Annotated in this window: 6 protein-coding genes; all 6 read right to left on the bottom strand. The window is 42.4% G+C overall.

Annotation, left to right across the window (positions count from 1 at the left end; translation table 11 throughout):
• On the bottom strand, positions 1–1039 hold a 1039-nt coding region (locus QZZ43_RS19405), incomplete at its 3' end, for a PAS domain S-box protein (RefSeq protein WP_291862810.1).
• Positions 1040–1488: 449 nt separating this feature from the next.
• The gene (locus tag QZZ43_RS19400; RefSeq protein WP_291862808.1) at positions 1489–4638 is read right to left on the bottom strand and encodes a glycoside hydrolase family 2 TIM barrel-domain containing protein; all 3150 of its coding nucleotides are present in this window, start codon (positions 4636–4638) and stop codon (positions 1489–1491) included.
• Positions 4639–4772: 134 nt separating this feature from the next.
• A complete protein-coding gene (locus QZZ43_RS19395; RefSeq protein ID WP_291862805.1) occupies positions 4773–6410 on the bottom strand; it encodes a glycoside hydrolase in 1638 nt (545 codons plus the stop codon).
• Between the two features lie 14 nt (positions 6411–6424).
• On the bottom strand, positions 6425–8836 hold the full coding sequence (locus QZZ43_RS19390; protein ID WP_291862802.1) for a sugar-binding domain-containing protein: 2412 nt from the start codon (positions 8834–8836) through the stop codon (positions 6425–6427).
• Positions 8837–9024: 188 nt separating this feature from the next.
• A complete protein-coding gene (locus QZZ43_RS19385) occupies positions 9025–10638 on the bottom strand; it encodes a RagB/SusD family nutrient uptake outer membrane protein (RefSeq protein ID WP_291862800.1) in 1614 nt (537 codons plus the stop codon).
• Between the two features lie 191 nt (positions 10639–10829).
• Positions 10830–12162: SusC/RagA family TonB-linked outer membrane protein (locus QZZ43_RS19380; protein ID WP_291862797.1), on the bottom strand; the 1333-nt coding region annotated here is incomplete at its 5' end.

Below are 12162 nucleotides of genomic sequence, written 5' to 3'. Positions count from 1 at the left end.
TGTCAAACTCCTTAACTTCAGATTTTTTATCGAAGCCAAATAAATCCAGAAAGGTTCTGTTGCAACTGAATATTTCCCCCTTTTCTGAAACCAGGTAGTCTGCTGAAATATCGTTTTCAAAATATTCCTCAAGAGAAGTTTTGGCTTCCCGAAGTTTCTCTTCAATCTTTTTTTTATCAGTAATATCCTGAAGAGCACCCTGTATTTTAAATATTTCTCCTTCTTCATTTCTAATTGCTTCCCCAATTGTTCTAACCCATAGCCGTTTACCAGTAGCTGTAATTATTTCCATCTCTTCATCATACGGTATTCCTTCCTTTATACATTTAGTGTACGCCCTCGAAATTTTCTCTCTCCATTCGGGAGCATAGAAGTGAATGCCTTCTTCAACCAAGGGAGCGTAACCCGGAGGCATTTCATGGATGGCAGCCACTTCATCAGACCAATTAGACCTGTTTTCTTTAAGGATGATATTCCATCCTCCGATTTTTGCTTTTTCCCCGGCAATTCGCAGAAGGTCATAACTTTCTTTTAGCCTGGATTCAGTTTCTTTGGATGAGGTGATATTCTGAATTGTATTGAAAAGGTATTCAATACCGCTAATGGAAATCTTTTTAATATTTGTAAGGTAAACCCTTTTCTTACCTATTTTCGAGTAAAGTTCCATTTCCTGATCATGAACCGACTTGTTGGCCTGCAAAGGCTCAATAACTTGATCCCTGCTATTGAAATCAAGCTTTATTCCCAGTTCCATACTGGTTTTTCCAATTACTTCTGCTCTTGTAAAACCAAATTCATCCTCAAATGCCTGATTGACTTCAACAATTCTGCCTTCAGGTAACTTTGACAAGTAAGATGGATAAGGAAACTCTTCGAAAAGTACTGAGAACTTTTGTACCTCTTGGTTGAGTTCATTTTCCAATGCCTTCTGCCTCTCCATGCTATTTTTGTATTTGGCGTCCAGCTCAGAATATTTAAATTGTAATTCCTCCAATTCTTTACTGACCTGTTCTTTTGGATTATGCCTATCGCTTCTCATCGTTAAGATTAACTAACACATTAATTCTACGTAAAATATAGTGAAAGGGTTCGAGATAATCCAGAGTAGCAAAAACTTGACTTCTTTCTTTTTGAAACCCTTTTTTTACAGTTTTAAGATATTCACCAGATTTGAACTGTCCCAAAAATGGGTTAACGAGCTAATTGAAGAAAGTAATTAATAATTATGATAAAATAAGTTCACTCCTAATCATTATTGTCCGGAGAAACTTATTTCTTTAAAGAAGATTGCTTTCCCGAATAAACCGGGACAGACTGTCTTGCTTGCAATGAGGCCGCTCAACAGATTTATAAAAGGATGGAGGGAGTTGATTTTCGCCTCATCCGAAAATCAACCCCCTCCATCTCTCAAAAATCTCCAATGTCCTGTCATTGCTTTCTCAACTATTTGAGTAAAGCAGTCTCAGACTTTCCCCGGACAATAGTGAATTATTTTAACGGTTTCATCACGAAGCCATAGCGATAAGATTTTTCAGTCAACCTGTATTGATCATGCGTCCAGGCACCCCAGCTGTCGTCGCCACCAACACCCAATTGTTTTAAATCAACATCAACAGAGGTCAGCTCCCGTGGTTTTACATCGTTCAGATGGTACTGAACCGGACGTTCTTCACCCTCTTTCCAGCGACCATCTGTTCGACGGGGAGACTCAAAATCTTCCATGATATTGTGATGAGCCGAAACTTCGAGTAACTGTTTTCCTTCGAACATCAGCCCCTCCCCCCTTTCGTTGGCAACCGACATCCAGCGAACATCTGTTTTGTTACCGTTTTCCTGAGGACGCAGATAAGCCCAATACTGCTCCGCTACAGTTCCGCTGTAAAGACCAACAAAAGCACTGTTTTTACGATCCTGATACGATTCATGGGGGCCACGACCAAACCATGACATCTGGTCAAACTCACCTGGCATGTGAAGGGTCATACCCATCCGCGGAATTTCAGGCAAATCTCCGTCAGCCATCTTAAAATGGTTGTTCACTTCAACTGCTCCACTTCCATTTACCAGATAAGAGCTTTCAAAAGTCCCGATGTTCTCGTTCTGCTCATTATTCAACGCAAACTCAAATGAAACCAAAATTTCACCTGACTCTTTCTTTTCAATATGAGTATCGGTTACTTTTCTGTTTTCTCCGGCTTTACGCCAGATTCGGGCACGCACGGGCAAGTCATTACCAAAATCATTATCGGTGGGAGCACGCCAGAAATCAGGTTCAGGGCCTTTCATTAACAATTCTTTTTCTCCGGATTTATAGCTCGTCATCACACCGTCGTTCATATCAAAAACCACAGAAAAATATTCTCCTGTAATGGTCAACAATCCATTGCTGGTTTCATGACTCAAAGCAGGGTGTTTTTCAGCAGTTTCAGCTTCCGGCACAAAAACAGGTAATTTGAATTGTTCAGCCGCCAGAGTAGTTTTTGCAGGCACCAGTCCGTCAGTTTCTTTCAGAACTGCTCTCACTGTCAGGAAATATTCGGTTCCAGGCTTTGGATTAAAGTCCATATTAGCCGAAACAGTTATTCTCTCATCAGGACTCAGCGCAAGCTCCTCAAACGTTCCTGAAGTTACAGATTCACCATTCCCTTCAATGCTCCAGTCGAAGTTGAAAACCCTGGTATTCAGAAATCCATATTTGTTTTCAATTTCAATGGTTCCGTTTTTCAGATTTACAGGTCGAAATTTGATGTACTGGTAAACCTTTTTTACCTCTTCCAAAGCCGGCTGGGGTCTACGGTCCGGATCCACAAGTCCGTTGAGACAAAAGTTACCATCCGAAGGGACGGTATCAGGACCAAAGTCTCCACCATAAGCCCAGAACTTCTCTCCGTTTTCATTTTCAGTCAGCAGTCCCTGGTCCACCCAGTCCCAAATAAAACCACCCTGCATCACTTCATAGGATTCAATAACATCCCAATAGTCCTGAAGATTGCCCACACTGTTTCCCATAGCATGAGCATATTCGCACTGAATTAGAGGCTTACTACCATCCTCTTTGGCATAGCGCTCCATGTGTTCAATACGGGCATACATTGGTGCAAAAATATCGGTATTTCTACCACCATGGGCCTGCTCATACTGTACGGGACGAGTGGTATCCTGCGCTTTCAGATAATCGTAAGTGGCGTCAAAATTCACACCATTGCCCGCTTCATTTCCCAACGACCAGATAATTATGGAAGGCTGGTTCTTATCACGCTCAAACATATTACGTGTTCGGTAAAGATGAGAAGCCTTCCAGGTGGAGTCTTTAGCCAAAGATTCTTCACCATATCCCATGCCATGCGATTCCACATTGGCTTCGTCGATAAGGTAAATACCGTAACGATTACAAAGCTCGTACCAGCGCTCAGGCTGCGGATAATGAGAGGTCCGAACGGCATTGATGTTATGGGTTTTCATCACCTCAATATCCTTAATCATTGTAGCTTCATCAACCACATGGCCATTCACATCGTGATGCTCATGCAGGTTCACCCCTTTCAGGTAAATATATTTCCCATTCACCAAAAGAGTATTTCCCTTGATCTCAATTTTTCGAAAACCGACATCCTGACGGACTACTTCCAATACCTTTCCGGCATCATCTTTAAGAGTAATAATCAGATTGTAAAGATTAGGAATCTCAGCTGACCAGGGTTTCACATTCTCATATTCCGAAGCAAATTCAACCTGACCCTTAGTAGTTGTTTTTGTAAAACGTTCAACAAGCTCTTCACCATCATAAAGCATGGCTTCCACGGTTACCGCGTTGTCATCTGAAGAATCTTTCATTTCGACCTGCATCCGGAAAATCCCGGTTGTATAATCATCATCCAGTCCGGCCGTTACCCTGAAATCACGCAAATGTTGTTTTTCCCTGGCCATCAGGAACACATCACGGGTAATTCCCCCCAAACGCCAAAAATCCTGATCTTCCAGATAACTGCCATCGCTCCATTTATATACTTCAACAGCAAGGGTATTATCTCCGGGTTTCAAATATTTTGTAATATTAAACTCAGCAGGGGTTTTACTATCTTCACTATAACCTACCTTTTGCTCATTTACCCATACGTACATAGCAGAACTAACAGCCCCAAAATGCAGGTATACCTCTTTCCCATCCCACTTTTTGGGAATAGTGAAAGTGCGTTTATACGATCCCACCGGATTGTAGTGTTCCTGAATTACCGGAGGCGTTTTTTCGTGAGGATACTGAACATTGGTATAGATGGGGTACGTGAATCCCTCAATTTCAAAATTTGACGGAACGGTAATGGTTTTCCAGTCACGTATATCAAAATCATTCTTAAAAAACCATGCCGGTCTTTCTGTAGGATTTTGAGAAAGATGAAACAACCATTCTCCGTTAAGCGATTTCAAAAGTGAAGAAGCCCATTTGTCTTCAGAATTCACTTCAGATGCATCAGCAAACGGTACAAACCATGCACGGGGAGCCTCTTTATTTATCTGATTAACAGCCGGATTCTCCCAATCTACCGGCAACTTCTCTTCATAAGGGACATCAGAATAATCACTGTACGACTGACAACCCCATAATAAAGAAGTAAAGATCAAAATGGATACTAGTCTCATTAGTTGAATATTTTAGTTATTTTTCTATAAAAGTATTAAATACTATTATCTTATTACAATCTTTTGGCGGAAAATTGTACGTCCGAAAAGGAATTCCAAATAAGGATACACCCCACCAAAAAGATTCATAAATTCTATTCCATTTTTCCCACCAGCGTCACCACGGAGCGTTTTTCGATGATGATACTCTCGGCAGGCATTTCTCCTTTCTCCAGGTTCTTTTCGACAGAAGTAGTATAGGAATCAAATTGGTTTCCGGAAATATTAAAAGTCCCGCCCAGGCTCCCGATGGTCATTTTTTTATCACTATCCGAATAGTTTACGAAAACCATTACAAGCTTGTTTTCCACAGGGTCTTTGTAAGCCGAAAACATAACATTTGATGCCTGAAAGGTTTCTGATTTTGGAATCGAAAAGCCGGATTTAACCCGAACCATTCCGGGTCTGATAAATCTGGAATAGTTTCCTAAAGCCCATAGTAGTTTGGATTCCCGATAGTACCCATCATTTTTTAATGATTCGGCCCCAGGATCTAAAGGCGCACCATTATCATTTGTCCCATTATCGAGGTATATCAGACCGTCTTTGTAGTCACCCTGTGACAAGGCAGTCCACCAACTCCAGGACTGTGCATTGGCCAGGGCCAAATCAAAATGAATAACCTTAGCCACATAAAGAGCAGTGCCCATTCCCAGGTCTCTTCCCCATCCATCGCCAATATCCGGAGCATTCTCCAAAATACAGAACTCACTTTGCCAAAATCCCGCAGTTCCTCCATTGTTATTCAGCTCATTGCCCAATGTTTTTCGAACATCGACAAGGGTATTGACATCTGCAGTAGTAAAATAGCTATGCCCCAGTGCAACCTTTTTCACGTTACTCAAATCTCCAACGTAATGCGATGACGAAGAATTGAAAAATGCATGCAGTTGATCCTCACGTCCGGCATTTCCAAAATCACCATACAGGAATTGCAGTTCACCAGCCTCCGGCACAACAATTTGGGTTTGGACATTCTTTTCTTCAAGTTTAGGAGACAATTCCCTGAGTATGCTTGCAATATCACCATTTGTTGCAGGCGATCCCTCCTGACCCGGAGAGTCCCAGTTCCACTGAGGTTCGTTTACAGGACTCAGATAGTCAAAGGCCAGTCCCTCCTGTTCAAAATGCTGGCAAACAGTTGCCAGGAAGTCTGCGTAATCGGGTATTCGTCCAAATTCAAGGTTGATATTGGTTCCGCCCGGAGAATAGGCTTTTCCATTTTTCGTATAATGCACCGGTGGGCTGTTAACAAACCCTAAAAAAGATTCTACCCCACGTTTTTCTGCTGCACGCAAAAACCACTGTTGCCCGGCCTGTTTCGTCCAATCATAAGTTCCATCCTCATTCAGGAAGCATTGCGAACGGCGCCAGGAATTACCAATATCACTGGCAAGCCCCTGTTCTGCACTTCCGGCACCAATATTGAATCGCCACAAAGAAAGACCAATTCCCTCCGGGCTACCATCTTCTTTTAGCTTCTGACTGAAGAGAAGATCGGCCATCGCATTTCGTTTTTCCAACGGCCAGTTAGCACCTACAAACTGGACTCTCCATGCATCTGAAGCCCCAAAGCCATCGATGGATTGTAACGAAACAGAAGGATCAACAAATATTAATTCTCCCCCTGTGTTTTTCTCCACGTCATTTTCATCGTTGATATCGTTCCCACATGCCAACAAAAATATTGGAAGCAGAAACAAAAGCAACACATATTTTATTGATTTTTCCATATTTCAGATTTATCCTATTCGATTTTAAATTCCACGTGATCACTCTTGAGCCATTTAGAGGAGAATGAAACTTTTACAAATCCCTTATCCTCTGCCTTGATATAGGCAATCATACGGCCCTGATAGGCCCGTTGCCTGTTGTCATTATAATTTCCCATATCGGAATGATCGCTGTTTTCCAGCCCCAGCAACTTTGCAGGACCCTCCACATTACAGGTAATTTGGTTGTCAGCCAGAAAAACATCCTTTCCGTTCTCATCCACAATTTGAATCTCAATTTGCAGTACATCCCCAGAAATAACAGTCTTGTTATTCCATAGTCGGGCTTCAATAGCAGCAGGGCGTCGGGATGTTTCAATATTGTCGGACACCATCTCTTCCCCATTATTTAACCCTGTAACTTCAAGATTTCCGGGGGCATAAACAACATCCCAGACAATAACGCCGGTTTCCTCATCCCGCGACTTTTCATGACCAATTTCTTCCCCGTTAAGGTACAAGATGGCCGACCCGCAATTGGTATAACTCACAACCCGAATGGTGTCTCCGACTTCAAAATTCCAAAGATGCGGTGCGTCAATCAGAGAGCCGTGGCCCCTTCTCCCGGCAGGGTAGGCGCCAACATAAATCATTGGTTCCTTTGTCCACAAGCTTTTTCGATAATAGCCCCGGGGTTTCACAAACCCAGCCAAATCCAACAGTCCGGTTGTAAACCCACGTGATGGCCATCGAAAGGCCTCTCCCAAATAATTTATTCCTGTCCACAAAAACTGACCAAAGATGTAATCGTTGTCACGAACAGCTTTCCAGGCTTCGTAATCATGGCGGTTTTCACTGCCATACAAAACCCGGTTTGGATAAGCTTCATGATCCTGATCGTATCGTCGTTCGGTATAGTTGTAACCAACAACATCCAATGCACCCGGATAATCCGTTTTATTGGACATAACAGGGCCGGCCAATCCGGCTGTAACGGGTCTTGAGGGATCATGCTCCCGCACTACCGCAGCCAATCTCTTTGCTATTCCTCCCAAACGATTGGCATTTGGTTGATTAGGAAGAAAACCCCGGGTATGTTGTTGCTGAATACTTGCCTCATCCAGAACAGGGTGAGAATAGGGATCGTTGGGATAATCCACTTCATTGCCTATGCTCCACATAAAAACCGATGGGTGATTCCGGTCACGTAAAACCATATCCCGCAGATCTGTTTCGCCCCATTCTTCAAAAAACTCATACGAACCTTGAAAAGCAGGTTCACCCACATTCCAACCTTCCACCCATTTCTTTTTGGGGAATTCCCATTCATCAAATGCTTCATTTAATACCAACAATCCAAGCTCATCGCAAAGATCATATAGTACTGGTGCTTGTGGATTATGGCTGGTACATATGGCATTTACACCCAGCTCTTTCAGATTAATCAACCTGCGTTTCCAGACCTCCTCTGGTACCGCGCTGCCCAACACTCCGGCATCGTGATGTAAACAGACACCCTTTACTTTCATGTTGTCTCCATTCAAAGCAAATCCCTTGTCAGAATCAAAATCAAGGGTGCGAATGCCGACCCTGGTTGTTGTCTTATCAATTAATTCCTGACCGTTAAAAACGGTGGTTTTTAATTTATAGAGTTTGGGATTGTCCACCGACCACAAAGAAGGTTTTTTAACGGTCAACACCTGATTGATTGTGCCTGAACTCCCATTTTCAACCTTCAATTCATCAGAGGATGAAGTTACCAGTTGGTCTTCGTCATCAAATAGCTCTTGCTTCACCGTCAACGTTTGCAATTGGGCAGTGGTATTTGTAATACTGGTTTCCAAATTTACAAGTGAGGTGTTTTTGTTTTTCATTTTTGTCTGATAAAAAACACCCCATTGTGAAATGTGAACCGGATTGGAATATATCAGGTACACATCTCTGTAAATTCCGGAACCCGTGTACCAGCGGGAATCAATACTCTTGCTGTGATCGACCCTTACAGCCAGCGTGTTCTTTCCGCCAAATTTTAAGAAGGGAGTAAGGTCATAGAGATAGGAAATATACCCATTGGGCCGCATCCCCAGAGATTTTCCATTAATAAAAACCTCACCATTTCGATAAATGCCCTCAAAATAAATATATGCCTTCTGATCTTGCCTGGATTCGGGTATTCCGATATTTTTTCTGTACCAGGCAATCCCTCCTGGAAGATATCCGGTGGCACTGGCATTATGCGGACTATAAGGTCCTTCAACACTCCAGTCGTGGGGTAGATCAACCGTTCGCCAATCCGAATCATCAAAACTTTCGAGAGCAGCCTGTTCTAAATCTCCTTTGTTAAATTTCCAACTGGAATTTATCCTCTCGGGTTCACCGAATGACACCTGACCGATAATTAAGGAGCTATTAATCAGCAGTATGAGGAAACTAACAACGTGCTTCATGAATTAATATTTTGTGATTGTATTTTGTCATAAAAGAATCTCCGGTAAAAATATATTTACCCCGGACAGTTTGTGCATTAGCCAAATTGCCCGGGGTTTTTGTAACATATTTATCAGTATTAAATGACTGTATTGTGTTTGAAAGAAAATGCCAGCTACTGCATAATTCTTGTCTTTGGTTCAGTCATTTAATACCCGGGATTCTGCTTCATCACACCATTGCTTCGATCAATTTCTGATTGAGGAATTGGCCAAAGTTCATGCTGATTTTCCTGAAACATGATACCTTTGTCCTGTGGCTCTTCCGGATGAATGGTCTCATAAGGGTCGGTACTTTCATTCAGATTATACTGCACAAAGTATCCGTTTGGCCCCATTGCTTCAGCAATTCTGGGTTTACCTGAAACCGGGTCTATCTGACGACGAAGGTCGTACAAACGTAAACCCTCTGATGCCATTTCGAGACGACGCTCTTTCCAGATAGCATATAAAAGATCATTGCCTGAAAGATCATTCCTGGGATCCAAATCCACTCTCGCTCTTATGGTTGCAATATCCGCTTTGGCCTGAGCCTCATCACCCAGGCGAAAAGCCGCTTCGGCACGTGTCAGGTACATTTCACCTAATCGGAGCAAAATCATCGGCAGTGGAATATGACGATCCTTAACAGTCAGCTGACGTCGCATATCTATAGGCACATAATATTTTCGCCATACACGGCCAGACTTATTAATATCCACATTAAACTGGTAGTTGGGATTTTCTTCCTCATCACCATAAACAGGTTCACCCACCGTAATAATGGTACTTTTTCTCCTGATTTCGTCACCTTCGGAAAGATAAGCCTGCTCAAGATGTGATGAAGGGACACACCAACCCCAACCATCCATGATTTTATCCTCCTCGCCTTCAGGCCATGTTTCACCACGGGCGCACATAACCACTGAGAATCGGTTTCCCACATTGTAATTCTGGTTGCTGCTGGCATTAATTTCAAAAATAGACTCAACACCATTGTGGTTGTAAACACTCCAAACATCCACAAAATCAGGCTCCAAACTATACGGCCCCTGCCCAATCACCTCATCTGCATAAGCATAGGCATTGGTATAATCTTCCATATACAGATAAGTGCGTGCAAGAAGTGCCTTACAAGCCCAACCGGTGACTCTTCCTTTGTTGTCGTCACCATATTCACCGGGCAAAACGGCAGCAGCCTCTTTCAAATCCTTCACAATTTGAGCATAGACTTCTGATTTGGGAGTTCTTTCCTGATTTAATCCGGAAGTACCCTGAGGCTCAGTTAACAAAACAACATCACCAAAGTTTTGAACCAGTTCCCAATAACTGAAGGCCCTAAAAAATTTGGCCTCTCCAATCAATCTTTCCTTTAACTCCTCATTGATGGGAGCATCCGGTATTTGGCTAATGGCAATATTAGCAGCCCCAATATTCAAATACTTATGAGTATAGAAATTTTTCAGAGAACCGGGGGCGTTGGATGCCTCAACAAAATAGTGAGCAAAAGCATAATGGTCAACAGGATCCTGCTGCAGGTTTCCCATCCATCCATCATCGGTTGACATGATATTGGTTATTCGCAAAATCTGTTGCCACCAGTCGTCCCAGTTGGCGAATGATTTGTACAAACCGTTAACAAAGGCTTCAGCCTCTGATTCGGTAGCAAAATAATTATCCAGATTCTGAACGCCCCGCTCTTCTATTTCAATAAAATCCTCACAGGCAGAAATCCCAACCAACATGATAACTGCCAACAATATATTTAATATTTTTTTCTTCATAACTTTTGTTTTTGTACTGTTACTTTTACCCAAATTGAGCGATTCTCACTCAATCGAATAAGAAAATGTAAGGTTTTCACCATAAGGATAGTGAAAAACCAAAATTTTCTAAATCGGGGTTAACGCCAAGTAAAGTGTTACTTCGTTACACTCGTATCGCTCAACTTAGGTTTTACCTGCGTTATTCTTAGTTAAAAAGTAATATTTGCACCAATCAGATATGTTGGTAAAACAGGATAGGTCCATCCGGAGAATCCAAAGTTAAGTACGTTATCTCCTGCTACTTCCGGATCTACACCTTCAAAATTGGTAACAGTCAGAATATTCTGTCCTGATACATAAAAACGACATTTCGTTAAACCAATCCGATTCAAAACAGATTTTGGAAGAGAATATCCCAGCTGGACATTCTTCACCCGCATGTAAGAGCCATCTTCAACGTAATAGTCACTAAACCGGGCAAAATTCTGGTTCAGATCCGTATGCGAAACAATGGGAATATCATTGCTAGTTCCTTCACCATGCCAGGCTTGATCCAACAAACCGGAAATGACATTATTGTCAGAACTTTGAGTGCTGTACAGATCCTGACGAAGCCAATTGACCAGGTCATTTCCCACACTGGCATACAAATTTGCAGTGAAGTCGAAATTATCGTAAGCCAGGCTGATATTCAAACCTCCAGTGAAATCGGGCCAGGGACTTCCGATTTTTGTACGGTCTTCACCATTCAGTTCTCCGTCTCCGTTAACATCCACAAATCTGATGTCTCCTGGTTGAGCCTGAGCCTGCAACAATGCACCATTCTCGCTTGCATGTGAATTTATTTCAAACTGATTCTGAAATATCCCGTTGGTTTGATACCCGAAGAAATATCCAGGCTCTTCACCTTCTACAGTTTTTGTTCGCTCTTCGTCTCCATAAACAACGGGGGTAATTTCCGGAAGATCTGTAGCCTCAACCGAAACTGTTGTAAAAGTAACCCCCACATCATATTTCAAGCGTCCCCTGCGGTTTTGATAATTAAGCCCCAATTCAACACCTTCCGATTTCATAGAACCCACATTCGACCAAATCTGAGCATCATCGGGGTACCCGCTGTAATTGGGATAGGGCAACTGAAAGATCATATCTTTGGTCTTTTTCTGGTAAAACTCAACTGAACCGTTAACCTGACTTCGAAGAAGTGTAAAATCTGTTCCCAGGTTTATATCTTCAACAGTTTCCCACTTTATATCCTCGTTTTTCATGCTACTCGGATAAGTAGTGTTAACAAGTGAACCCTGACCTGCTCCAAATACGTAATAATCCTGCCCGATACCGGAAGTATAAACACTAGAGGGCAGATTCTGATTTCCTAAACGGCCCCAACCGGCTCTTATCTTCAAATCATCGATAAAATCTACTCCATTCATGAAAGATTCATCAGAGATACGCCAGGCAACGGATGCAGACGGGAATGAAGCCCATTTGTTATTGGCAAGGAACTTAGAAGAGCCGTCAACCCGGTAAGTTGCTGTCAGG

This window comes from Marinilabilia sp. (genome assembly GCF_016278715.1).
Taxonomy (GTDB): Bacteria; Bacteroidota; Bacteroidia; order Bacteroidales; family Marinilabiliaceae; genus Marinilabilia.
The sequence above is the reverse complement of the archived record's forward strand: the minus strand, read 5'-3'. Positions and strand labels throughout refer to the sequence as shown.

Excerpts from the sequence above, each read along its gene's own strand:
- QZZ43_RS19400 (WP_291862808.1), bottom strand. The coding sequence starts at position 4,638 with ATGAGACTAGTATCCATTTTGATCTTTACTTCTTTATTATGGGGTTGT.
- QZZ43_RS19395 (WP_291862805.1), bottom strand. The coding sequence starts at position 6,410 with ATGGAAAAATCAATAAAATATGTGTTGCTTTTGTTTCTGCTTCCAATA.
- QZZ43_RS19390 (WP_291862802.1), bottom strand. The coding sequence starts at position 8,836 with ATGAAGCACGTTGTTAGTTTCCTCATACTGCTGATTAATAGCTCCTTA.
- QZZ43_RS19385 (WP_291862800.1), bottom strand. The coding sequence starts at position 10,638 with ATGAAGAAAAAAATATTAAATATATTGTTGGCAGTTATCATGTTGGTT.